This is a genomic window from Pseudomonas sp. EA_5y_Pfl2_R50 (assembly GCF_963970475.1).
Lineage (GTDB): Bacteria > Pseudomonadota > Gammaproteobacteria > Pseudomonadales > Pseudomonadaceae > Aquipseudomonas.
On record NZ_CAXAPT010000008.1, the window covers coordinates 62,771 to 86,189 of the forward strand.

19 protein-coding genes are annotated in these 23,419 nt (G+C 57.3%); 11 read left to right on the forward strand and 8 right to left on the reverse strand.

The genetic code is table 11. From position 1 onward, the window contains the following. Positions 1-25 precede the first annotated feature (25 nt). Both ispA and AACY19_RS15270 read right to left on the reverse strand, forming a co-directional pair. Entirely contained in the window at positions 26-913 is an 888-nt protein-coding gene (gene ispA, locus AACY19_RS15265) for a (2E,6E)-farnesyl diphosphate synthase (RefSeq protein ID WP_339451478.1), read from the reverse strand. Beyond that, on the reverse strand, positions 910-1,152 hold the full coding sequence (locus AACY19_RS15270; RefSeq protein ID WP_003228627.1) for an exodeoxyribonuclease VII small subunit: 243 nt from the start codon (positions 1,150-1,152) through the stop codon (positions 910-912). The genes ispA and AACY19_RS15270 overlap by 4 nt, the downstream gene beginning before the upstream one ends. 356 nt (positions 1,153-1,508) lie before the next feature. On the opposite strand from AACY19_RS15270, the gene AACY19_RS15275 reads away from it, so the two are divergent. From AACY19_RS15275 to AACY19_RS15300, 6 genes are read left to right on the forward strand one after another with little or no spacing between them, the layout of a single operon-like run. Next, positions 1,509-2,300, forward strand: coding sequence for a YfaP family protein (locus AACY19_RS15275; protein ID WP_339451480.1), 792 nt, complete (start codon positions 1,509-1,511; stop codon positions 2,298-2,300). A gap of 35 nt (positions 2,301-2,335) precedes the next feature. Further along, entirely contained in the window at positions 2,336-4,048 is a 1,713-nt protein-coding gene (locus AACY19_RS15280) for a DUF2138 domain-containing protein (protein ID WP_339451482.1), read from the forward strand. Beyond that, complete coding sequence (locus tag AACY19_RS15285; RefSeq protein WP_339451484.1) at positions 4,045-4,683, forward strand: DUF1175 domain-containing protein; 639 nt, start codon at positions 4,045-4,047, stop codon at positions 4,681-4,683. Before AACY19_RS15280 ends, AACY19_RS15285 begins: the two co-directional genes overlap by 4 nt. After that, a complete protein-coding gene (locus tag AACY19_RS15290) occupies positions 4,680-9,254 on the forward strand; it encodes an alpha-2-macroglobulin family protein (RefSeq protein ID WP_339451486.1) in 4,575 nt (1,524 codons plus the stop codon). The genes AACY19_RS15285 and AACY19_RS15290 overlap by 4 nt, the downstream gene beginning before the upstream one ends. Before the next feature lies 1 nt (position 9,255). Beyond that, positions 9,256-10,875, forward strand: a complete 1,620-nt coding sequence (locus AACY19_RS15295; protein WP_339451488.1) for a DUF2300 domain-containing protein — start codon at positions 9,256-9,258, stop codon at positions 10,873-10,875. Between the two features lie 3 nt (positions 10,876-10,878). After that, complete coding sequence (locus AACY19_RS15300) at positions 10,879-11,691, forward strand: YfaP family protein (RefSeq protein ID WP_339451490.1); 813 nt, start codon at positions 10,879-10,881, stop codon at positions 11,689-11,691. Between the two features lie 99 nt (positions 11,692-11,790). Here the strand turns inward: AACY19_RS15300 and AACY19_RS15305 are convergent, their stop codons facing one another. Beyond that, the gene (locus AACY19_RS15305) at positions 11,791-12,735 is read right to left on the reverse strand and encodes a LysR family transcriptional regulator (protein WP_339451492.1); all 945 of its coding nucleotides are present in this window, start codon (positions 12,733-12,735) and stop codon (positions 11,791-11,793) included. 375 nt (positions 12,736-13,110) lie between these two features. Here AACY19_RS15305 and AACY19_RS15310 point away from each other — a divergent pair, with 375 nt between their 5' ends. The 5 genes from AACY19_RS15310 (at position 13,111) to AACY19_RS15330 (ending at position 18,320) form a co-directional block, all read left to right on the forward strand. Next, the gene (locus tag AACY19_RS15310; RefSeq protein ID WP_339451494.1) at positions 13,111-13,794 is read left to right on the forward strand and encodes a hypothetical protein; all 684 of its coding nucleotides are present in this window, start codon (positions 13,111-13,113) and stop codon (positions 13,792-13,794) included. A gap of 21 nt (positions 13,795-13,815) precedes the next feature. Further along, entirely contained in the window at positions 13,816-15,039 is a 1,224-nt protein-coding gene (locus AACY19_RS15315; RefSeq protein WP_339451496.1) for an ATP-grasp domain-containing protein, read from the forward strand. A gap of 46 nt (positions 15,040-15,085) precedes the next feature. Further along, positions 15,086-16,273, forward strand: coding sequence for an ATP-grasp domain-containing protein (locus AACY19_RS15320; RefSeq protein ID WP_339451498.1), 1,188 nt, complete (start codon positions 15,086-15,088; stop codon positions 16,271-16,273). 170 nt (positions 16,274-16,443) lie between these two features. Beyond that, the gene (gene gntB / locus AACY19_RS15325; RefSeq protein ID WP_339451500.1) at positions 16,444-17,412 is read left to right on the forward strand and encodes a guanitoxin biosynthesis L-arginine gamma (S) hydroxylase; all 969 of its coding nucleotides are present in this window, start codon (positions 16,444-16,446) and stop codon (positions 17,410-17,412) included. Further along, positions 17,409-18,320 carry a DMT family transporter gene (locus AACY19_RS15330; RefSeq protein ID WP_339451502.1) on the forward strand — a complete coding sequence of 304 codons (912 nt, stop codon included), beginning with the start codon at positions 17,409-17,411 and terminating at the stop codon, positions 18,318-18,320. Before gntB ends, AACY19_RS15330 begins: the two co-directional genes overlap by 4 nt. 152 nt (positions 18,321-18,472) lie before the next feature. Here AACY19_RS15330 and AACY19_RS15335 read toward each other — a convergent pair whose 3' ends face one another. The 5 genes from AACY19_RS15335 to AACY19_RS15355 form a co-directional block, all read right to left on the reverse strand. Further along, positions 18,473-19,345: a NotI family restriction endonuclease gene (locus tag AACY19_RS15335; RefSeq protein WP_339451504.1), complete on the reverse strand. Its 873-nt coding sequence runs from the start codon at positions 19,343-19,345 to the stop codon at positions 18,473-18,475. Beyond that, positions 19,342-20,472: a DNA-methyltransferase gene (locus AACY19_RS15340; protein ID WP_339451505.1), complete on the reverse strand. Its 1,131-nt coding sequence runs from the start codon at positions 20,470-20,472 to the stop codon at positions 19,342-19,344. Before AACY19_RS15340 ends, AACY19_RS15335 begins: the two co-directional genes overlap by 4 nt. Before the next feature lie 521 nt (positions 20,473-20,993). Then, a complete protein-coding gene (locus AACY19_RS15345; RefSeq protein ID WP_339451506.1) occupies positions 20,994-21,740 on the reverse strand; it encodes a S24 family peptidase in 747 nt (248 codons plus the stop codon). A gap of 221 nt (positions 21,741-21,961) precedes the next feature. Further along, on the reverse strand, positions 21,962-22,489 hold the full coding sequence (gene ppa / locus AACY19_RS15350; protein ID WP_003205933.1) for an inorganic diphosphatase: 528 nt from the start codon (positions 22,487-22,489) through the stop codon (positions 21,962-21,964). A 113-nt stretch (positions 22,490-22,602) separates the two neighbouring features. Next, the gene (locus tag AACY19_RS15355; RefSeq protein ID WP_339451508.1) at positions 22,603-23,415 is read right to left on the reverse strand and encodes a M90 family metallopeptidase; all 813 of its coding nucleotides are present in this window, start codon (positions 23,413-23,415) and stop codon (positions 22,603-22,605) included. Positions 23,416-23,419 lie beyond the last annotated feature (4 nt).

The window sequence follows — 23,419 nt, forward strand, 5'->3', positions numbered from 1 at the left end:
TTGGTCTTTTTTGGCGGATACGCCGTCAGCTGCGGCGCTCGACGATGTACCGGGCCAGCTCACGCAACGGCTCGGCTGCCGCGTCAAACGGTCGCAGGGCGTGCAGGGCCTGATCACGCAAATCCAGCGCATACGCTTTGGCCGCTTCGAGGCCGAGCAGGGCCGGGTAGGTTGGCTTGTCCCGGGCAATGTCGGCGCCCTGGCGTTTGCCCAGGGTTTCGGTATCGCTTTCGACGTCGAGGATGTCGTCCTGCACCTGAAAGGCGAGGCCGATGGCCTGTGCATAAGTCTGCAGCGCCTTGAGTTCATCTTTTTCAGCACGGCCGCTGGCCAAGGCGCCCAGTTTGACGCTGACTTCGATCAGCGCGCCGGTCTTGTGCCGGTGCATCTGTTCGAGGGCTTGTTGATCGAGCTTGAGGCCGACCGAACCGAGGTCGATCGCCTGGCCGCCGACCATGCCCGCCGGGCCAGCAGCCTGCGCCAGTGCGGTGACCATGTGCAGGCGGATGTCGCTGCTGCAATCGCTCAGGCGCGGATCGAGCAGGGCGCTGAACGCCAGGCTCTGCAAGCCGTCACCGGCGAGAATCGCGCAGGCTTCGTCGAATTTTTTGTGGGTGGTTGGCTGGCCGCGACGCAGATCGTCGTCGTCCATCGCCGGTAAATCGTCGTGAACCAGCGAATACGCGTGGATCAGCTCAACTGCACAAGCGGCGCCATTGGCTTGTTCTGCCTTGCCGCCGAGGGCTTCGCAGGCGGCGTAGGCCAGTAGCGGGCGCACGCGTTTGCCGCCGTTCATGACGCTGTAGCGCATTGCTTCGTAGAGGCGCGCCAATTCCGGCAGCGGCGCGTTGAACAGGGTTTCCAGCGCCGCGTTGACCCGGGCCTGGCTGGTCGCCGTATACGCTGCAATCATTCTGGCTGTTCCGCGTCGAAGGGTTCCTCGGCGAGTTCGCCATCGCGCTCCAGCAGCACTTGCACCTTCTGCTCGGCCTGCGCCAGCGCTGCCTGGCAGTCACGGGTCAAGCCGATGCCCTGCTCGAAAGCGGTCAGCGAGTCTTCCAGCGACAATTCACCGTTCTCCAGACGCTCGACCAATGTTTGCAGGTCGGCGAGGGACTGTTCGAAATCCAGTGCAGCTTTTTTGCGGGCCATGGCGGCGATTTCCGGTTGACGTTAAACCGGCGCGACACTAGCAGATAGGGGGGTTATGGGCAAATGAGCGGGGCGCGGCTGACCCTTGATCCTGTGGCGAGGTAGCAAGCTCCGTCGCGACAGGATTTGTAGTGATTAAGCACAGGTGAGGCTTATTCGGCTCACGCCTGTCGACTGTGCAAGTTTCCTGCAGCAATAGCACAGGTATCCGATTGTTAAAAAATCGCCGAATCGCTAATCTTCGCGCCTTCTACGACCCGGCAGTCACGGGTCTTTCAGACGAAACGCAGTTTCACCGCTGTGAAGTACCGAGGATCGGGTGCAAGGTTTCGTTCAGGCATGGCAGGAGGCATCACATGCGTTCATTCATTTTGCTGCTGATCGGCCTGGCCTGCGCGCCCGTGCTGCAGGCCGCGCCGACGGCCGAGTTGTCGGAACCGGTGGGTGGCTGGCGCTATCACGGTTTGCTCGACCGCAGCGAAAACCCGCAAGTCGCCTACCCCACGCCGCCGATTGATCGCGGCATCCAGCGCAATCGCACGATGATCCAGGGCCAGCTCAAAGCCATCGGTCATCTGCGTCCGCCGCACAGTCTTGCCGTGAATGGCAATCCACTGAATCTGTACACCGACGACCAAGGGCGTTTCGCCCGACCCTATGCATTTGGTGCGGGCTCCAACAGCGTCGAGGTGATCAGTGCCGAGGGCCAGTCGCTCAAGCGCGTGCAATTTTATGAAGCAAACAATCTGCGCACGCCGGCGCGAATTCGTCTTGTCTTGGGATGGGACGATCCGAAAGCCGAACTCGATCTGCACATAGTCACACCCGACGGTCAGCACGCCTTCTGGGCGCGGCCGGCGCTGAGCAATGGTGGCGGCCTCGACCCGGATGGCGTCGATGGCCCCGGCCCGGAAATGTTCACCATGACCGCGCCGCTGCATGGCACCTATCTGGTTTACGTCAACTATTGGGGCAACTTCGGCAACGGCGGCTATAACTTCGAGGAGACCAGCAACCAGAACGAGGTGATCACCTCGCAAATCACGCTGGTGCTCAATGAAAACACCGTCGACGAAAAACGCGAAACGTTCATCGTGCCCCTGCGGGCAATCGGTGATCTGCTGCTGGTCAAGACGTTCAACTATTAAGTATTCCGCCACGGATGAGATCGGGTTTTTTGAAGATGAGCGATAACACTGTTACTTCGGCTGCCGACACGCCAGCGGCCAAACCTTCGCGACGCTGGCCCTTACTGCTGGCCGGGTTGTGCCTGGTGGCCGGGGTGGCGGGCGGATTTGGCTGGCTGCTGCTCAAGCCCAAGGCGCCGCCGGCGGAGTTGGCAAGTGACAAGCTCGGCCTGAGCCGCCCCGACGCGTTGCTCGAGACCCGCTCCCTGAGCCAGTTGCCCAAGGATCTGCTGACCGTGCCGTTCCTCAAGGCCACGCTCACCGAAGATTTCGTCTTCTATTATGAAACCCACGCTGATCGTCTAGGGCTGATCGGCAGCTTGCGCCGGATCATCTACGAGCACGACCTGAAACTGCAGGACAGCCTGATCGAACAGCTTTTCGACCAGCCGGCCGATATCGCCTTGTGGCGCGGGGCTGATGGTCGCTTGAAAGATTTTCTGTTGGTGATGGATCGTGGCGGACTGGCCAAAGTGTTCGAACCGCTGGCGAAGGTCGCACTGGACGACACGCAGCTCAGCCAGATGGCAGAAATCAAGGTCGGCGGCGATAGCGTGCCGCTGTACCAACTGACCTACAACGCCAGCAAATCCATGTTGTTCGCCTCCCACGGCGACAAGCTGGTGGTGCTGTCGAACCCGGCCAGGTATTACGACCCGCAAAGCGGCGCCTCCGAAGAGTCGGGCCACGTCTCGCCGCAAGCGCTGGCGGCACTGCTCAACGGCGAAAAACTGTTCCCCGAAGCATTCGGCCTGCCGGCGAAAACTCCGGAAACCAGGCAACGCCTGTCGCTCAATTCCAGCGTTCTCGCCATGGGCTATCAACGCTTCATCCCGAATTTCGCCGGGCTGCGTTTCGACATGGACGACAAGGGCTGGCACAGCTACCTCGCCATGGATGAGCTGGAAAACCAGCCGGATTTCGATTTCAAACCGGTCTGGCAAGCGATGCCGCTGGGCGCCAGTGCCTGCGTGACCCTGCCGGTGGCTGCCGAACCGCAAAAACCGTTGCTGGTGAAACTCGGCGCCGAAGAGGCGGTGGCGCAGACCCTCACCGAACACGTGGCCGGCGCTGCAGGCCTGTGCTGGTATGCCGATTCGCGGTTGTACACGCCATTGCTGGTGGTCAGTCTGAAAGACGAGGACAGCAGCAAGCTCGACGGCGACCTCGGCAAATTGTTCGGTTCGATGGTCGGAGCGTTCGAGGCCAACGTTGAAGAAAACGTCTTCCCGGTGGTCGAGAAGCAGGAAGTACGGAGCCACGTCTGGCAGCGTCAGGTCAGCTCCAGCTTCGGCCCGTATGCGGCGAAAACTGCCGAGAACCCGGAGGCGATCTCCGGCAGGGCGTTCATGAAAGTCAGCCTCGCCCGCCACGGCTCGACACTGTTGTTTTCCCTTGACGACAAACTCGTCGACAAGGCCCTCGGCACCCTCGACAAACGCTTCCCGCCGATGGCCGACGTGCTGCCCAGGGATGTGCTGATGCCGATCTACTTCGGCCCCGATTCGATGGCGCAACTGATGCAGCAGGAAACCCTCGACAGTCTGCCGCAGGACATGGAGCCGGTGTTCTACAACGCCGCGCAAACCTACCTGATTCCGAACCTGCGTACCCTCGGCGGTTACGGCAAATATGCCCTGACCTTGCCTGAAGGCAGCGAGCCTGACGGCCACTGGCAGTGGCTGCCGCTGGAGTGGAAAGCGCTGTGACGGCACTGATCCGCAGCCTCGGTCTGTTGGCGTTGCTGCTCAGTGCGGGCGCCTGCGCCATCGAAGCGCCGGCACTCGATCCGCAGCAATCCCAAGTGTTCCGCGCCTGGTTCGTGCGCATCGCCCAGGAGCAACTCAGCCAGGGCCCGAGTCCGCGCTGGTATCAACAGGATTGTGCCGGGCTGGTGCGGTTTGCCGCCAACGAAGCGCTGAAAGTCCACGACGACAAATGGCTGCGCAGCAATGGTCTGTCCAATCGTTATCTGCCGCCGGAACTGTCGCTCAGCGATGAGCAGCGCCAGCTTGCCCAGCAATGGCAGCAGGGCGGCGGCAAGGTCGGGCCATACGTCAACGCGATCAAACTGATTCAGTTCAACAGTCACCTGGTCAGCCGCGACGTGTCCCAGGCACGGCCCGGTGATCTGATGTTTTTCGATCAGGGCGACGACCAGCACCTGATGATCTGGATGGGCCGCTACATCGCCTATCACACCGGCACCACCACCCCGACTGACAACGGCATGCGTTCGGCAAGCCTGCAGCAACTCATGACATGGAAGGACACCCGATGGATACCCGACGCAGCCAACCCCAACTTCATCGGCGTCTATCGACTGAACTTTCTCTCCCAATGACCGGTGCCCGCATGTTGCGACTCTGCGCTCGAATTCCTCTGCTGTTGGCGCTGTTGCTGCCACTGGCGACCGTCAACGCTGAAGATTCGGTGGCACCGAGCGGCTATTCGCCGGTTGCCGGCGAGAGTTTCTTCCTGCTGGCCGACAGCAGTTTTGCCAGTGACGAGCAAGCGATGGTGCGCCTCGAAGCGCCGGGCCGCGATTACCGCCGTTTCCGCATGGAGCCCTATGGCGGCGCCGATATTCGCGTGTACCGGATCGACAAGCCTCTGGACTTCCTCAAGCGCCAGAAGAACCTGCACCGCGTGGTCAGCGACGGCCAGTTCAAGGGCGAAGGCCTGTCCAACACCCTCGCGTACCTGTGGGACAACTGGTACCGCAAATCCCGTCGGGTGATGCAGCGCGCGTTCTCCTATGAATCGCGCAAGCAGGTCACCGAGGAAGTGCCGGAACTGAAAATGGGCAACGCCATCGCCGCGCCGACGCCGTATGACGCGCAGCCGCAGTTTGCCTTGATTCCGGGGCTGCCGGTGGTCAGCCAGTTCCGCTATCCGCTGTGGCAGGCCAAGCCGATCCAGCCTCCGACCGGGGTGAATCTGGCCGGGTCTTCCAGCGATTTCGTCAGCGTCGCGCCGGGCAACGTCTATATCCCGTTGGGCAATTTGAAGCCGGGTCTGTATCTGGTGGAAGCGCTGATCGGCAAGTACCGCGCAACCACCATGGTCTTCGTCTCCAACACGGTGGCAGTGAGCAAGATTGCCGGTGACGAATTGCTGGTCTGGGCGGCGCGCAAACACGAAGGCAACTCGGTGCCCAAGGTCAATGTGCTGTGGACTGACGGTCTTGGCGTGATGAGCAGCGGCGCGACTGATACCGACGGTTTGCTGCGCCTGAAACACGTCAGCCCGGAGCGTTCGTTCGTCATCGGCGAGGACGAAGAGGGCGGTGTATTCGTCTCCGAAAACTTCTATTACGACAGCGAGATCTACGACACCAAGCTCTATGCCTTTACCGACCGGCCGCTGTATCGTCCGGGGGATTGGGTGTCATTGAAGATCGTTGGCCGCGAGTTCAGGAATGCACGGGAATCAGTGCTGCCGGGGGCTGCGGATGTGGCTGTCAGCGTGCTCGATGCCACCGGTACCGAGTTGCAGCATCTCGATTTGAAACTCGATTCGAAGGCCGGTACTCAGGGCCGCTTCCAGTTGCCGGACAACGCGGTGGCGGGCGGTTACGAGATTCGCTTCAACTACAAGGATCAGGCCTACAGCAGCGCTTTCCGTGTGGCGGAGTACATCAAGCCGCACTTCGAAATCTCGCTCAGTCTGGCCAAGCAGGATTACCGCACCGGCGAGCCGGTCAAAGGCAGTCTGGTGCTGTTGTACCCGGACGGCAAACCGGTGGCCAACGCCAGGCTGACCCTGAGCCTGCGCGCCCAGCAACTGTCGATGGTCGACAACGAACTGCAATACCTCGGGCAATTCCCGGTGGAGCTGACCAGCACCGAACTGAGCACCGACAGCAAAGGCAACGCGACCCTCGACCTGCCGGCCGCCGACAAGCCGAGCCGCTACATGCTCACCGTGTTTGCCAGCGATGGCGCGGCGTATCGGGTCAAGACTACCAAGGAAATCCTCATCGACCGTGGCGCCGCAAGTTTCCGCTTGAGTGCGCCGCAGCGTTTCAGTGCGGTCGGCGACAAGGTTGCGTTCAGCTACGCCAACCAGGGCGGCAGCGAGCAAGGCAAAGCGGTGACGCCGAGCACCTATGCCTGGGTGCGCCTGGAAGACCAGAGCACGGGCGAAGGCAAGCTGGCGGCAACGGACAAGGGTTTCAGTGTGGCGTTTGATCGTCCGGGCACTTACAACCTGACGCTCAAGGATCAACACGGTCGCATCCTCGGGGCTACCGGGCATGCGGTCACTGGCGAAGGTGTCAAAGCCGTGCCGGGCACCGTGGAGATTGTCCTCGATAAACCTGAGTACAAAACGGGCGATGAAGCACTGGCGCTGATCACCTTTCCGGAGCCGGTCAGCGATGCGCTGCTGTCGCTGGAACGCGACAAGGTCGAAGCCACTGCGCTGCTGGCCAAGGGCGGTGATTGGCTGAAACTGGAAAAACTCAGCGACACCCAATACCGCGCGCGCATTCCGGTGAAGGATCACTTCGCGCCGAACCTGACCTTCTCCGTGCTCTACACCAAGGGCGGTCAGTACAGCTTTCAGAACGCAGGGATCAAAGTGGTTGCGCCGCAAATCGATGTGGCGATCAGCACCGATAAAGCGGTGTATCTGCCGGGCGATACGGTCACCGTTGACCTGACCACGCAGTTCGCCGGTAAAGCGGTGCCGGCGCACCTGACGGTGAGCGTCGTCGACGAAATGGTCTACGCGCTGCAACCGGAAGTCGCGCCGACCATCGACCAGTTCTTCTATCACCCGCGCCGAAATAACGTGCGCACCAGTGCCAGCCTGTCGTTCATCAGTTATGACGTGGCGTTGCCGGGCAGCCCGGGTGCGCCGGGTAAAGCCAACCGCAGCGAGCGTGGGGTGAAAGTGCTGGAGCGACCGCGTCGTGAAGACGTCGACACCGCCGCGTGGCAACCGGAGTTGTTGACCGGTGCCGACGGCAAGGCTCGCTTCACCTTCAAGATGCCGGACTCGCTGACCCGCTGGCGCATCACCGCCCGCGCCATTGCCGATGGCGGGCAGGTCGGGCAGAAAAAGCAATTCGTCCGCTCGGAAAAACCGCTGTACTTGAAGTGGAGCGGGCCAAGCACATTCCGCAAGGGCGATCAGCCGCAGCTGGGTGTGTTCGCCTTCAGTCAGGCCGAGAAACCGGTCAAGGCGGAACTGGTCACGCATTACGCTGGCGCCGAGCAACGCCTGCCGGTGACCCTGAACAGCGGCATCAATTACCTGCCGCTGCCGGCATTCGCCTTGGCTTCCGGCGAGTGGACAGCCGAACTGGTTCAAGACGGCAAAACAGCCGATGCGCTGGCCGTAAACCTCAGTGCAACCGGTGATGGCTGGCAAGTGACGCAGACGCAAAGCCTTGATGTCGTCAGCGGTGACACGCCTTTGAGTTTGCCGGCGGACGCCACGGATATCCGCCTGCGCCTGGATGACAGTCCGCAAGCGCTGTTCCGTTCCGCCCTCGATGATTTGCTCCGTTACCCGTATGGCGGCGTCGAACAAACCGCCAGCCGTTTGCTGCCGCTGAGCATTGCTTATCCTTCGCTGGCATCGAGCCCGCAGATTCGCGATCGCTTGCGCCTGATCATGCAGAACAGTCGTCTGCGTCTGGTACAAATGGCCGGGCCGTCAGCGAGTTTCACCTGGTGGGGTTACGAGGGGGAGCCGGATGCGTTCCTCACCGCTTACGCCTACTACGCCGACTGGAACGCTAGTCAGGTGTTGGCGTTGACCTTGCCGCCGGAGCATTGGCAGCGGGTGCTGGAGGTTTACGCCAGGCAAGCGCCGAACACGCCGTTGCTGCAACGAGCGCTGATTCTGTCATTCGCTAGGCAGATGCATCTGCCTGTGAATACGCTGCTCAGCGGTCTGATGGACGACCTGATCAAAGCCGGTGAAGGCAGCGCCGCAACCCTGATGGACGATGGCCAGGACAGCCTGGTGATGAGCGATCCGGATTCTGCGCTCGGTCTCGCGGCGGCGCGGGTATTGACCGCAGCGTTGGCAACGCAAGCGAAAGTGGCGCTGCCAGAAGCATTCAATCGTCAGGTGGGCGCTGCGCAACAGCGCCTGTCGGTCAGCTCGCAGCCGTTTGTCGAAGCGCTGAACCTGTCGCTGCAACCGTTTGATCTGGCCCGAGCACAAGCGCTGCTGCAACGTCTGCTGCCGCAACAATCGACCCTGGAACGTGCGCTGGCGCTGACCTGGCTGCAACGCAGCATCGCCCAAGCCTCGCCGACCATCGCCCTGACGCCGGGTGAAGGCTGGAAGAAAAACTACGGTGCCAGCGGCGAGATGTTCTGGACGTGGCAGGGTGCAGGGCCAGTGCCGGCCGTGTTGACGGTGTCCGGTACGCAAGAGCGTCCGCTGCGTGCAGCGCTGAGCTTCCAGACCCGGCAACCGCCGGTCGACCCGATGGCCGTCACCATCACCCGACGTCTGTCGCGACTGGTGCCGGGCGACAAAGCGTTCACCTTCAAACTGGAGCCGGTCGGCAGCAAGCCGCTGTCCAGCGACAGCCTGTACCTGGACGAAGTGATCCTCACCGGCAACGCGCCAAAACCGTTGCGCTACGGCATGCTCGAAGTGCCGCTGCCGCCGGGCGCTGATGTCGAGCGCACCACGTGGGGCATCAAGTTGCAGGGCAAGGACGGCACCGAACCGACCGCGCTGGAGAAGGCGCGTTTCGAACCGGGTCAGTTGGCTTACGCGGTGCCGGTGGATGCGCTGAGCGGCGAGTTGCGCCTGCGTCATCTGGTGCGGTTCTCGCAGAAAGGCCAGTTCACTCTGCCGCCGGTGCGCTTCATCCAGGTGTATGCGCCGCAGCATCAGGCCCAGGAAGCGAAAGCCGCCCTCGGTCAGGTCACGGTCAACTGACATGAACGGGCCGCTGTTGTGGCTGACGATGTGTCTGATACCCGCGCTGGCGACGGCGCAGGAGCAGCCGTTGCGCGTGGCGTACAAGGGCGAGCTGCTGTCGCTGAGTCAGACGCAGTTGATCGCCCGTGAACCCTTGCCGCCATCGCTCGATACGCCGCTGGGCAGTCTGTGGAAGCTGTTCGTCTACGCGTGGCTGGTGGATACCGGCGCGCGGGAACCGGTGTATCAATGTCGCGGGCAATCGAAGGAAGAGGTGTATTGCTGCGCAGCCGGCGGCAAGATCGAGCGTGATCAGGCGCTGGTTAAATCCTGCGGGTTGTATTTTGAACCTGCACGGTTGGGTATTGCGGCGGCGGATTGGCGTGCGTATTGGCAGGCACGACAGGCGCCGTTGTGGTTGCTGGATTTGCCGTCGGTGCAGCCGGCTCAACGCGTATCCGTCGTCGAGTTGCTGAAAGCGTTGGCCACTTTGCCGGCGCAGGATCAGGCGCGGCGGGTGCTGCTCGAAGTGCTGCTGGACGCAGCGGACGGTAATGTCGTCGGCGAGTTGGGCGGGCGTCTGCGGGTGAAAACCTGGAGCTGGCTCGGCGATCAGGACGCGCAGTCACGCCAGGGTGGATTTGCTGGCTGGACGGTCGATGGCTCGCCAGTGTGGGCGGGCGGTCGCGGGACCAGTCAGATGGTTCTGCGTCATTACGGACAGGCATTGGCGACGGTGTTGCCAGCGGCATGGCCGGCAGACGCGGGTCGTTGTGTCGAAGTCGGCCTGTTCTCGCGTTATCCGCTCAAGCGGGTTTTGACTGACGGGCGGGTGGTGGCTTCGGGGCCGCTGCACGGCGATTACCGCGTCGAATTCGCCAACGGCAATGCGCTGGATATCCACAGCAACGGCGAGCTGTTTTTGCTCGACGACAAACTTGTCGCTCGCCTGGATCGTGAAGAGTATGTCGCCCGGGTGCTGGAACGCGAAGCCAGACCCGAACCCGCCGAAGCCGCCAAAGCCCTGGCCGTGGCCATCCGCACTTATCTGCTGCAGAACGCGGGGCGCAATGGCGAGTGCCTGAGTATCGACGACAGTAGTCATCGCCAGCGTGTCGCTCCGCGTCCTGCCTCCAGCGAATCACGCCATATCGCCGCGTGGACAGCCGATCTGGTGCTGGCCGGCAGCCCCGTCACTTATCACTCCGACCAACCCGGCCCGGACAAGCTCGCCTGGCAACAAGCGGTCGAGCAAGCCAATGCGGGCCAGCGCTACGACGCGATTCTGCTCCGCGCCTATCCCCGAGCCAGCCTCAGCCGCTGGGACAACCCGGTCGCCTCCTGTGTAGCGCTGCCCGCCGCGCAAGACTGGCTGCAAAAGCAGCGTCGTGGCTGGCGTCCGAAGCTGGAAAGCGAAACCGGCTACAACGAGGTCAGCACGTTCGCCGTGTGCAAACTCGCGTTCGGCCGGCCCTTCGTTGATCGCGAGCGCCAGCGCATCTACGTGCGTGGCGTACTCAGCCTGCAGGATCGCCTCGACCTGACTCACGAATATCTGCACCTGGCCTTCGAAGCGCATCCCAATGGCCAGGATGAAACCTACATTGAAGGGCTCGCCCGTCACCTTTTGCTGGAATAGACCATGACACTCCGTTATCCACAGGTCTTGCTGCTGCTCTGCACGTTGACCGCGTTATCGCCGGTGATGGCTGCGGACGGCGTCAAACTCGACACACCGGTCGGCGGCTGGCGCACCGGCGCGCCGGAGGGCGAGGGCGAAAGCTTCCGCCAGACCGTCAACTATCCGGCTTCCTCGGTGAGCACCCCGCTCGGCCAGGCCAACACCGCCCGCATCAGAGGTGAAATCAGGGCTACGCCGAAAGGCAGCGAACCCGCACGACTGATCGTCAACGGCGTCAGCATGCCGCTGAAAGTCGACGCCAGCGGTCGCTTTGACCGACCGTTTTCTTTTCCCAACGGCAGCAACAGCGTCGAAGTGCGCAGCCCCGATGGCCAGCAACGCCATCGAACGCAATTCCTCAACGCGCGCGGCGGCGCCACCCCGGCCAAGCTGCGCGTATTGCTGGCGTGGGACAGCGACGGCACCGACCTCGACCTGCACCTCGTCACCCCCGACGGCGCGCACATCTGGTACGGCGACCGTGTCGTACCCAATGGCGCCGCTCTCGATGTTGATGTCACCACTGGCTACGGCCCGGAAATCTTTGCCATGCCGGCACCGATCAAGGGTCAGTATCTGGTGTATGTGAACTACTTCGGCGGGGGTTACCGCAGTGATGAGGATAGCGCAGAAGAGGCCGTGAAGCCGTTGACCACCGCGCAAGTGACGGTGATTACCGAAGAGGGAACACCAAGCGAAAAGATGGAGACCTTTGTGGTGCCGATGCGCGCGGCAGGCGAGTTGACGTTGGTGAAGTCGTTCAGTTATCCGTGAACAGGATTGCAACCGGTGCGCATCCAGGGCATGGATGCGCTGGGTTCAGAAGGGAGAACCGGGCAAGCCGGTGGCAGCCCTTCTGCAGCAACGCACTCGTTACTTGGCAATGGACCTGATCGGAATTTCCGGCCAGTCCAGATGCGGTGTGACCCGAATGCGGTGAACACCATATTGCGAGCCCCGGTCCGCCGCCAATTCGGAAGAAATAATCTTGAACAACGCGGTTAATCGCTCCGAGTGAACGCCGCCGTCGCGCAGGAAGATGCCGATTTTCACCGGTTCAGTGCCAGGTAAGCCCTCGGGCTCGCCCAGAATGCGCGCTGATGCGTTAACGCTGTACTTGAGCATGAACGATATTCCGATCCCGGCTGAAACCGCAGAGCTGATCGCGTTCAGGTTATCGCTGCTCAGCGCCACTCGCCACGGAATGCCATGAGCATCCAGCTTTTTCAGAGCCTTGTCCTGCCAAGGGCAACTGCTGGCAAACGCAATGATCGGAATCTCTTGCCCTGTCGGCAATTCAAAGCCATTGGCTGCGACCCAGACCAGATCCTCATCCCATACAAATGCCGGGAAAGCCTCGACAGAACTGGGGTCGGCGATAACGATTTCGAGTTTTGATTCACTCAGCAGCCTGGACAGGGTTTTACTGTCGTTGACGACAATTTCCAGGCGAACGCTTGGATGAGACTTGGTGAAGCGCTCCAGAACCGTAGGTAATGCGCCGACGGCGATGTCTTCCAGCATACCGATGCGGATGGTTTCCACTTGGCTCATGGACTCCATCAAACGCCTTATTTCTGCGCTCAGGCTCAACATCCGGGTGGCATAGGGCAGAAGTGCGCTGCCGGCGGCACTGGCAACGATGCCTTTCGGTGAGCGTTCGAGCAGCCTCACGCCCATATCGTCCTCAAGGCGCTTCAATTGCAAGCTCAGGGCGGCCTGGGTCCTGTGAAGAGTGACGGCGGCTTTACTGAAACTTCCTTCTTCTAGAATCGTCACAAATGTACGAAGCAAATCATTGCTTACGTCAAGCTTCATGCTTTCTCCCCTGAAAGGCGTTTCTCCCGGGGCGATCATACACGACTGACGAGACCGCAGGGGCGTGCTGGCCAAGCCTTATAAATACCGCTAATACCTCAATAAATATTACTTGATCGCGTTATAACAAGTCGCACAGGTAGTATTGGCCCTGCCGGTCGGGAAAGACTGGCGAGACAAGTTCTGCGAAAAGTGCACGGCTGATTAGTTGGCCCAGCGCGTTAGAGTATGCGTCGAACTGCCTGCTCTGAAATTTTTATCCCGTGGCCTCCGAAAGCAACTATTACCCACCGTTGAAAAATAGTGTGTGCATACGGCTGGGAGGAAAACGGGAAAAAACTACTACTTGAACACAATCCGCAAACAGGGAAGAAAATGAACATCGATTATCGTCAGCGACTGGAAGCGTTCGCACTGGAAGAAACCGAGCGGATGCTTAATTCCGTGCCCAAAGCGGCGGAATTTCATCGCGGAGAGTGGATTGATCAAAGTTATTATCTGCGCCACCTGGTTGAAACCATTCTGCGTATTCGCATGAATAACGAAGTGGATGCTTATGCGCTGTACAAGATCGCGGACAAAGATAACAAGCTGAGCGCCACGCTTGCTCAATATCTCGCCGAAGAATATGGCCATGAAGGCATGTTCATGCGTGATGTACAAAAGTTTGGTTTGACACTTCAAGACGTCAACGGCCTTAAGCCAACTTTTGCTACCGATAAACTCATTGGTTATATGTACCTGAGCATCGATAGAGACGGCCCGCTGCCGACCATGATCTGGAACTGGTTCGTCGAGTGGTATTCGGATCGCTACAACAAAATCATTACCGAAAACGCTGCCCAGCAGTTCGGCAAGGATTATGTGAAGGGCTCCTTCGGTCATATTCAGTTCGATGAATCTCACGATCATGACGATCTGATGTGGGGCGCGGTGAGCAGGGCTATCGATGGTTGGGGGTCCTATGAACTGGCCCAACAGTACCTGAAAAACTTTATCTCTCTGATCGGTGATTACTTCCAGGAGCTATACGAAACAACCGTCACCGAACGTTATTGATAATTTTCAGGGAGAATCTGCTTGGCTATTGTCATAGTTGAGCCGTCGTCCTCCGGCCTTTCGCTGCTCCCCGCAGCGAATCGCCTGGGCGAGACGGTATATGTACTGTCGGCGAACACGGATGACAGGAATCTGCCGGCTTCCTACGCAGACAAGGCATACAAAGTCATCCAGGCCGAAACCAATGATGCGGCCAGTATCGTCGCTGCGGTAAAAACGATTGCCGATCACGTTAGCGCCGTCATTCCAGGCTTCGAATACGTGGTGGGTAGCGTGTCTGAAGCCAGTGCGACCCTCGGATTGCCTCACTTGGGCGCCCACGCTGCACTTCAGACCCGAAATAAATACGCCTGCCGACAAACGCTGGCCTCCCACGCTGTTCGAGTGCCGCGCTTTTACAGCATCAACGCGGTAGAGGATGCAGAGCAGGCTGCGCTGCACGTGGGTTTCCCTGCAGTGCTCAAACCGATTAACGGGTGTGGCAGCCTGTTTGTGAAGAAGGTCCATGATCGTTCGCAATTGCAGCGTGAACTGGCACTGCTCGCCGGGGATGGGCTTGTTGACATGGGGTTGCGCGTCGGCACCGAGTTGCTGCTGGAGGAGTATGTTCAGGGCAATGAATACAGCATTGAGGGGTACATCGGTCCTGACGGGCCGAATATCGTTGCTGTAACCGAGAAAATTCTGGGGGCGGAACCCTATTTTGTGGAAATGGGGCATGTTGTGGATGCCTTGCTGTCACCGCAACAGCGTCAGGACGTAGAGCGCTATATCCATGCCGTGGTCAAGGCAATCGACATGAATATAGGTGTCTTTCACGCGGAGCTGCGATTGTCGAATGCAGGGCCCGTGTTGATGGAAATTGCGGCCCGCCTGGGCGGTGACAAGATCCACAGGCTGGTGGAAATCACCCACGAAGTCTCCCTGCCGGAAGTGATGATCCGCTGCTATCAGGAACGGCCGCCAGTCCATCAGAAAAAGTCCGGGGGCTGCGTAAGTTCAGTCGGATTTTTTGCGCTGGATGCACAGCAGTACACCGGAATCAATACTTCTATCATTGAAAGAGTTCGTTCTTTCAACGGCTTTCAAGAGTTTGAAGTGTATTACCAGGCAGGCGCCGAATTACCGCCATTGACTGATTTTCGCGGGCGGCTGGGCCATGTATTGCTGAGTGCGCCGACCCGGGATGAACTGAATGCGAACATGAGTGAAGCACTCGGTCTGATAGCGCAAGCCGTTTATTGATGGTCAGTCGGCACTTGACCTAACTTGAATTGCACGGAGCAACAAGGTGAACATAGTAATTCTTAATCGATGGAATGACGAGTTTTCTTGTTACAGTAACTATATTGATCACACCGTTCATTCTGTTGTTTACATCAGTACCGCCGACAATGTTGTGAATCTGGTGAATTCAGGGGCAAAGAAAATTGTTCTGGTCGACGACGTTACCGAGTTTTCCGGTCTTGTCGAAGCATTGGAGCAAGCTGTCGATACGCTAGGGCGTGTAGACAGACTTGTCGCATTGTCGGAATTCGATTTGATCAATGCAGCAAAACTGCGAGCGCACTTCAACATTCAAGGTGATTTGCCTGAACAAGTCGCCAGATTCCGCGATAAAGTCGTGATGAAAAAAACCGTTCTCGCTGCAGGCTTGAATGCTCCGGTTTACAGTGAGCTGCATGATTATCCCCAAGCCATTGCATTTGCTGAACAAAATGGCTTTCCGCTAATCATCAAGCCGCGCAATGGCGCTGCGAGTGTCGGGGTACTAAAAATCGATTCATTCGACGCATTGGAGAATGCCCGGGATGCGATGACGTTTGTGGATACCCAGATCGAGCAATATATAGAGGGTGTTATCTACCATATTGACGGTATTACCGATAACACGGGCGTCGCGTTCTCCAAGGCTTCCCAGTACGTCAATACCTGCTTCGAATTCTCCCAAGGCAAGCCTCTCGGCTCCTACGTATTGCCTGATGACTTGTTTTCTCAACGGCTGAGGAAGTTTGCCGAAGATTGTCTGTTAGCGCTGGGTATCTATAACAGCGCCTTCCACCTTGAGGTGATTTGCAATAACGACAGGTTCTATTTTCTGGAAGTTGGCGCTCGGGTGGGGGGCGGAGAAATTCCGTTCACCATGGTGGAGGTCTATGAAGTAGATCTCTACAAAGAGTGGATTGATCTGCAACTCAATGGTGGTCGTTCCGCCCTGCGTGATCGGCAGCCTGAAAGCGTCAGCTCTGGATTTGTTCTATTTCCAGAGCCTGTTGGCAAGAAGCTGATCAATATTGATCAGGATTTCAACTCGACAGCTGTCTACGCCTCGATATTTCCTGCTCAAGGGCATTTTTTCGACGGGCAGGGCGGATACGATACTATTCTGGCGCGCTTCAGGTTCCGTGCTTCCAGTGCTGAACTTGTTGAGGACGCTGTAAGAACCACGATCAATACCTTTACTTATGAGGTGGCCTAGTCACTCGTAGAGTTGCATGGCTAATTACAGTGATGCATACGCTGATACAGCGCTGAGCAAGATAGAGAAACCTTGCCCGGCGCGAGGCTTTTTGCAAAAGCCCCCTCTATGAGTGGAATTGCAGCAAGATTATCTGGTTTTTTGAAAGTCAAAGGTCAAGGAAGAGTACGTTGCGTAATCATATGTTTTCACCGGAAATTAAAAAGCAGATTAAAGCGCTCTGCGTGTATGACAATTATCACGCAGTCGTTGCGCTGCTCTTGAACTACTTTTTGATCGCAGCAGCCGTTTATCTTGCTGAGATGAATTTGTATTTTTTGCCGATAACGCTTCTGGTGATTGGCTCAAGACAGAGAGCGTTAGCCACCTTGCTTCACGAGGCCGCGCATGGTGTGTTGGCCAAAAACAAAAAGCTTAACCGGTTGATTGGTGAATTTTTTTCCGGTGGACTGGTATATCAGACCTGGAGCAGCTATAGAGCTTCACATGTTATGGCGCATCACCATAAGCTCGGGGATAAGGACAAGGACCCTGATTTTCAGTTTTACCTGAAATCCGGGGTCTATGAGAGTAAGTCCAGAAGGGCGTTCTTTTTTCAATATCTGGTATGCCCGATTTTGTTTGTGAGTAGCTTCTCCAGCTTGAAGTATTTGCTGGTTCATCGCCTGTTTCAAGATGCCAAGGCGAAGGAACTGGCAGTGCTGCTGGTGTCTCATTCTGTTTTAGCCGCTGTGGGCACCTATTTTGCTGGTGCGAAGTTTTATTTTTTATATTGGCTTCTCCCGTATCTTACGGTATTCCAGGCTATTACCTGGTTTATAGAATTGGCGGAACATTATCCAATAGTCGCCAATGCGCAGAGTAACTTGTACGCCACGCGGAATAGATTCAGTCACCCTGTTGAGCAAGTATTGACGGGTATGCATGGTGAAAATTTTCATTTGATCCATCACTTGTTTCCAAGTGTGCCGTTTTGGAATATGCAGCGTGCGCATCGAATACTGCTACAAGATACCGAGTACGCCCGGATCAACTCAACCTCCGGCGGAATATTCTGGTCGGCTAATTACGCACACTCCATGTGGTCTACACTGCTGCGCAAGCCGAAGTACAACTTTATAGAGGAAGTTAAGTCATGAAGCCAACTATCAAGGCGCCTTTATACGGTGCCCTGTTCGCCTTAAGTGCCGCTGCACTAAATGCCACGATAGGCACATTCAGCAAAGTGCTTATGCAGCACGGACTTTCACCCGGCACAATTGCATTCAGTAAAACCATGATCGGTGCGTTGATCCTGGTCTTGTTGATGCCGTTTCTGAAAATGACCTCGCCCCGTTCGAAGTGGTACCAAGTGGCGATCTGCGCCTTTTTCGGCATCTTCGCCATGTACATGTTTGAAACCCAGGCCTACGCCCATGATTCGGCAGCCAACGTCGTGGTTGCGCTGATGGCTTCAGCCTGTATCACGACGATTGTCCTGGGATACTTCTTTCTAGGGGAAAAAATCAACGCGGCGACCGTGATCGGTGCATTGCTGGCTATCGCTGGACTGTCGGTCATCCTCGGAGTGAAGTTCAATTCCGGATTCAACGCGACCGGTACGATCCTGGCCATCTGTGCCGGTACGGGTTATGGACTGTTTTCTATTTTCATGAAAAAAACCGGCCTCCAGGGCGGCTTGATTCTGACTCGGCAGTTGCTGATATACGGCAGCGTGTTTCTTTTTGTGCCTGTCGCTATTGAGCAGCCAGCGCCTTTCGACTTGAGCTACATCGTTATAGGTTGCTTGCTGGGCCTGGCTATTCTCCCAACGATTCTCGGTTTTTATTGCACGACCAAAGCCATCCAGTACCTGACCCCTTCAAAAGTGCAGATCCTTGAGTTGAGCGAACCGGTTTTCGCTGCGCTGATGGCGCTTGTATTCCTGCGAGAGCTGCCGGGGCTTTCTACCTGGATCGGCGGCACCATCATCATTCTGGGTATATCCATCGCCAACGGCTTGCTTCGCCTGCCGGTACGCACCCGCTCAAGCGTTTCCGCCGTCTGACTCCCCGCTCGCTTCGGGTGGGGAGTACCCGCCCGAACAGCCGGAATGACGGCATCGTTGATCCGCTGGAAAGACTTTCTTGTATGTACCCGGCACGATGGCTTTAGCCGAACAAAGGCGGCGCAAGTACCGCTCAGCTCGGCCCGGGGGTGTCAAACCAGGCTTTCCGGTGTGCCAACTACCTGGAAAAGTGTACGGTCGGATATTTTGGTCTGTAGAGAAATTACTATTTGCTCGAGTTCTATGCGCGCTTCTGTCTGTAGTCCGAGGCACATACCGATTCCGTCCGCGTCGGTACTAAGACGGGATGACATCGATATTTTGTAGTCTCCTGCACCTGCATTATCCATTTTGTAGGCATGAAGGTGCATTGAGTCACCTATCAAAGCCGGAGTCTTGAGGTGGTCGAATTTAAATTCCTTGCTCATGTAATTCAGGAGTTTGTCCTGGACGACCAGGACTAGCTTCTTATTGATATGTTCGAACGTCTGTACCTTGTGGTGCATTTGGACCAAAATTGTTTTTGCTGTCATCTTCCAGTTCATGCCGAAGGTTTTTTTTGATTCTTCAGCATCATCAGATCTGGGGACGTCCAAATATCTCAGCATTCTCTGGCGCTCCGGCCAAACAGTGCCCGTAGTGTCAAGGGTCTGAAGCTCTACTCCAACAAAGTCCTTTACCTTTCCATCTTTTGTCGATACCAAGAAGTAATCTACGCTTCCGCCTGGGATCGAAACCTCAGGAACAATGTGTAGCTCGTTTCCTGGCTCATGTGTTGTCAATAGATGAAAGCAGTCCGTGAATATTTGCCTGCGCTCAATCAGTCGTACTGGGCATATTATTACCGGCTCTGGCACCTTTCCATACAGTACGCTGCATGTGCCGATAGAGGTTTCTGGATTGGACTTCCGGACCTTATAGCAACGCTTGTTTGTGTAGGAGCAGCGTTGAGCTTCTATGAAACTCTTCCAGTCCGCGGAACGATTGTGTGTGCCTTTACCAAATAGTTCTATTATTTTACTCATGGCAGCGTATTGCACCTGTCTTTTGTCATCTCAAGATACTGCTCAGAAATATCTATTCCAACAGACTTTAACCCCAAACGTTGCGCTGCGAGCATCGTCGTTCCAGTGCCGCAAAAAGGATCGAGTGCAATACCTCCTGGCGGGCAAGTCGCTAGTAAGGGGATACGGCACAGATCTACCGGATATGGTGCGAAGTGGACCTCACGGCCTTGTGAGTCTTCAGGAAGAATATCCCACACATCGGAAGGTTTACTTCCCTTAGGGTGATATTTGAGGAAATAATAACCTTTATCTCTGAGTTCTTTTGCTCTGCCGGATAATCTTTCGCTGTCGGAGTGAGTGGCTCTCTGCTGGCCCCGGATAATCATTCGGAAATCTGAGACTTTGCCATTAGACAAATCTGCAAGGATATTGGTCAATGCAGCGTGTGCGGAGGTTTTTTCAATATCGGACAGTGATGTTGATAGTTCGATTTGCCGTTTGTAGCGCACGCCGGAAACACCGGTGGCTGAAACTATTGAGCCATTAACAACTTTTGACTCTCTAGGTTTTGATCTGACGGCGTCAGCATCGTAGTAATATTTTTTTGGTTGTTTGACAAAGTGAAATAAGTTTTCGTGGACGTTGCCAAGGCGGTCTTTGGTATTGTCCATTCCGCCTTTAAGTTTATTCCAGATAATGCTGTTGCGAAGTATCCAGCCTTGATTGTCAGTAAGTTCAAATACCACTCGCCAAGGGATGCCGAGGAGGCCTTTTCCGTTATAAGTATCACCGAGGTTAAGCCAAAATGATCCCGTCGACTTCAGTACTCGTTTCAGCTCAAGAAATACCGCGGCAAGATCTGCTACGAAGTCTCGATAGTCTTTTTCTAGACCTATGCCGCCGTTTTGATATTCCCGTTTCCCCCAATATGGAGGGGATGTCATCGCGAAATCAATCGACTCGTCAGGAAGAGATTTCAATACAGCGAGGCAATCTCCGTTGAAAAGGAGGGGGCGCGTGGAATGGGACTGGCCATACTTCAGAAGAGCAGGAGAGAAATCGGTCTTGATGATGGCCGAAGGTTCAAACGCTTCGCTCTCCTGCGCAGAAAATAGCGCGGGATCGTTAAGTTCTGTGTAGGTCATGAGGTGTCCAAACTGGAACGGCTGTAATGGCTACAGGATGGCTTTAAGCACTGTCCTGATAAGGACCGAATGGTACAGAGCCTCAGCAAAACGGGGCAAGCCAAAAAGTACCGTAGGTACGAAAGCTGAGCTAGACGGCTTATGGGCTGGTCAGTGGTTGTCTAAAAATACAGAAATATCGGAGGAGTAGCGCATTAAAAAGCCGGCTTGTGGCCGGCTTCTCGGGGACTGGCTTGGTTCATTTTTGGTAAACCGCGCCAGCCTTCAAAACGTACACCCGGATCTGCGCCCGGCTGTGGGACTTGGTCAGACGTTGGTCTGCCGCGTCAGGCGCTATCTGGACCGCGAGGCGGGTCGATGCGCAAATGTGGGGCGCAGGATACTGAGTTTTGCGAGGGATTCCCAGCCTCAAGTGCGGATTAGAGGCATCACAAGCGTATTAATCCTCGAATTTTACTGGCTTTGCGGGGGGGCTCTTCGCGTGCAGACTCGCTCCGTCCGGGCTTTTTGCAGGCCCACATTCAAAGAAACGGCACCACCGGTCTGCGTTTGCCCACGGTCGACCACCAGAACACCCAGCCCAATATGTGAATCCGTTGCTCGTCGATCTGCGCAGCGCGGAACACTTCGTCGGGGTATTCGGCGCTGTTGTGGCTGCGCAGGCGCAGGCCATTGCCGGGCATACGGTGCAGGTATTTGATACGCAGCATGCCATCGTGTTCGATGGCGTAGATTTCGCCGTCGACGACTTGGGTCAGGCCGCGGTCGATGGCGACGATGGAGCCGTCTTCGATGCGCTCGGCCATGCTGTTGCCGATCATGTGCGCGCAGATGGCGTCGGTGTGGCGGACTTCCAGTTGATCGAGGTGGCTGCGCAGCAGGCGGATGGACTGGTCCGGGTCCTGGATGACGTGGGTTTTGCCGGAGCCGTTGGTGAGCGCGGTTTCCTTGAAGAACACCAGGTTGATGTCATTGGGGTCGATGACCGTATAGACGCCGCGGATGGCCTGGGCATCGAAGGTGTCGCCGTTGCTGGCAGGCGCATGCAGGTGCGGTACCTCCTTCGGCCCCTCACCGGTCTTCAGCCATTCGCTGTTGACGGACAGCAGGCGTGAGACTTCTTCCATGCGATACGCCGGGACGCCCCGGGTGTACCAGTTGTGGACATTTTGGGCTTCCGTGCCCCAGAACTTTGCGAAACCCGTGGTCGAGATGTTCGCTGCTTCCAGGAGTGCCCTGAATCTTGGACCGCTAGTGTTCTTTCTCATAAACACGGAGTCTACGGCCGTGCCAGAGCGGTTTGAATAAACCGAGCGTTCAAAAAAGGGCTGAATTTTGCGACGGGATGTAAGACGTTCTTGTGGGAAATTAAACAGGTTAAAACTGCGCCGCTCAGAAATTACACGTTTTGTTTAATGTCGCCTCGCCGTGCACAAAAAACCCCGGATCAACCGGGGTTTTCTTCAAGCATCACGCAGGGTGCAGGTGCTTAGCCTTTGTAGGCAGCAACCGACTTGGTGATCGCTTCGCGGGCGGCATCTGCACCGGCCCAGCCTTCGATCTTGACCCATTTGCCTTTTTCGAGATCTTTGTAGTTCGCGAAGAAGTGCTCGATCTGCTGGATCAGCAGTGGCGGCAGGTCGGTGTATTCCTTCACATCGACGTACAGCTGGGACAGCTTGTCGTGTGGGACTGCGATGACTTTGGCATCGCCGCCGCCGTCGTCGGTCATGTTCAGGATGCCGACCGGGCGGGCGCGGATTACCGAGCCTGGAGCAACCGGGTAAGGGGTCACGACCAGCACGTCGAGGGGATCACCGTCGTCAGCCAGAGTGTTCGGAATGTAACCGTAGTTGGCCGGGTAGAACATTGGGGTGGCCATGAAACGGTCAACGAACAGGCAATCGCTGTCTTTGTCGATTTCGTATTTGATCGGCGCGTGGTTGGCCGGGATCTCGATCGCGACGTAGATGTCGTTCGGCAGGTCTTTGCCAGCCGGAATCTTGCTGTAGCTCATTGGGCGTTGCCCCCGTAGTTTGACCAAAAACACTTGGCCGGATTGACCAAAAAGTGGCGGCGATTATAGGCATATTCTGCCGTGGGCGCCATGCAGCGAAAGTGGTGCGGCACTTAGTCGTGCGCCTGATAGACCGGGTCGCTGGCCTGAAGTTGCCGCAGCCTGCCCAACGGGTCCTGACGGTAGAAAAGCATCAGTTGCGCATAGACCTGTGGATAAGCCTCGTCGAGCAGATCCGGGGCACTGAAGAAATATTCACTGGTGACGGCAAAGAACTCCGCCGGATTCTCGGCGGCGTATGGATCGATGGCGGTTTCGGCGTCGGGATTCCGGTCGAGCTGATGGTTGAGGTCGTCGTAGGCCTCCTGCATGACCTCGGCCCAGTCGCTGACGCGCATGTCCGCGTGCAGCGGTGGCAAGCCGTTGGCATCGCCATTGAGCATGTCGAGTTTATGCGCCAGTTCGTGAATCACCAGGTTGTAGCCTTCCCAGCCACCGCTGGCCAGCACGCCCGGCCAGGCGAGGATGACCGGCCCCTGCTGCCAGGCTTCACCGCTGTGTTCACCGTCCCATTCGTGCTCGATGCCACTGGCATCGCGATGGCGTTGCGGGCTGAGAAAGTCATCCGGATAGAGGATGATCTCGTGGAAGCCCTGATACCAGTTCAGATCGCCAAGATTGAGCAGTGGCAACTGCGCCTGAGCGGCAAGCAGCAGGCGCTGTTCCTGATGCAGTTCGACGCCGGGCAGGGCGGTCAGGTGTTTGTCCTGCAGGAACAGTACGCAGGCTTCGCGCAACCACTGGTCCTCGCCGGGAGTGAGACCGTCAAGAAAACTCAGGTGATGGCGCACCCGTTGCCACAGGTCATCGGCAATCGGGTGCTTCGCCAGAATGCGCCGGCGTCGCCAGGCGCTCAGCGACCACATCGGC

What these genes read in the sequence shown, in the direction of transcription:
- ispA (WP_339451478.1), bottom strand. Translation starts at nt 913, where the DNA reads ATGATTGCAGCGTATACGGCGACCAGCCAGGCCCGGGTCAACGCGGCG.
- AACY19_RS15270 (WP_003228627.1), bottom strand. Translation starts at nt 1,152, where the DNA reads ATGGCCCGCAAAAAAGCTGCACTGGATTTCGAACAGTCCCTCGCCGAC.
- AACY19_RS15275 (WP_339451480.1), top strand. Translation starts at nt 1,509, where the DNA reads ATGCGTTCATTCATTTTGCTGCTGATCGGCCTGGCCTGCGCGCCCGTG.
- AACY19_RS15280 (WP_339451482.1), top strand. Translation starts at nt 2,336, where the DNA reads ATGAGCGATAACACTGTTACTTCGGCTGCCGACACGCCAGCGGCCAAA.
- AACY19_RS15290 (WP_339451486.1), top strand. Translation starts at nt 4,680, where the DNA reads ATGACCGGTGCCCGCATGTTGCGACTCTGCGCTCGAATTCCTCTGCTG.
- AACY19_RS15295 (WP_339451488.1), top strand. Translation starts at nt 9,256, where the DNA reads ATGAACGGGCCGCTGTTGTGGCTGACGATGTGTCTGATACCCGCGCTG.
- AACY19_RS15300 (WP_339451490.1), top strand. Translation starts at nt 10,879, where the DNA reads ATGACACTCCGTTATCCACAGGTCTTGCTGCTGCTCTGCACGTTGACC.
- AACY19_RS15305 (WP_339451492.1), bottom strand. Translation starts at nt 12,735, where the DNA reads ATGAAGCTTGACGTAAGCAATGATTTGCTTCGTACATTTGTGACGATT.
- AACY19_RS15310 (WP_339451494.1), top strand. Translation starts at nt 13,111, where the DNA reads ATGAACATCGATTATCGTCAGCGACTGGAAGCGTTCGCACTGGAAGAA.
- AACY19_RS15330 (WP_339451502.1), top strand. Translation starts at nt 17,409, where the DNA reads ATGAAGCCAACTATCAAGGCGCCTTTATACGGTGCCCTGTTCGCCTTA.
- AACY19_RS15335 (WP_339451504.1), bottom strand. Translation starts at nt 19,345, where the DNA reads ATGAGTAAAATAATAGAACTATTTGGTAAAGGCACACACAATCGTTCC.
- AACY19_RS15340 (WP_339451505.1), bottom strand. Translation starts at nt 20,472, where the DNA reads ATGACCTACACAGAACTTAACGATCCCGCGCTATTTTCTGCGCAGGAG.
- AACY19_RS15345 (WP_339451506.1), bottom strand. Translation starts at nt 21,740, where the DNA reads ATGAGAAAGAACACTAGCGGTCCAAGATTCAGGGCACTCCTGGAAGCA.
- ppa (WP_003205933.1), bottom strand. Translation starts at nt 22,489, where the DNA reads ATGAGCTACAGCAAGATTCCGGCTGGCAAAGACCTGCCGAACGACATC.
- AACY19_RS15355 (WP_339451508.1), bottom strand. Translation starts at nt 23,415, where the DNA reads ATGTGGTCGCTGAGCGCCTGGCGACGCCGGCGCATTCTGGCGAAGCAC.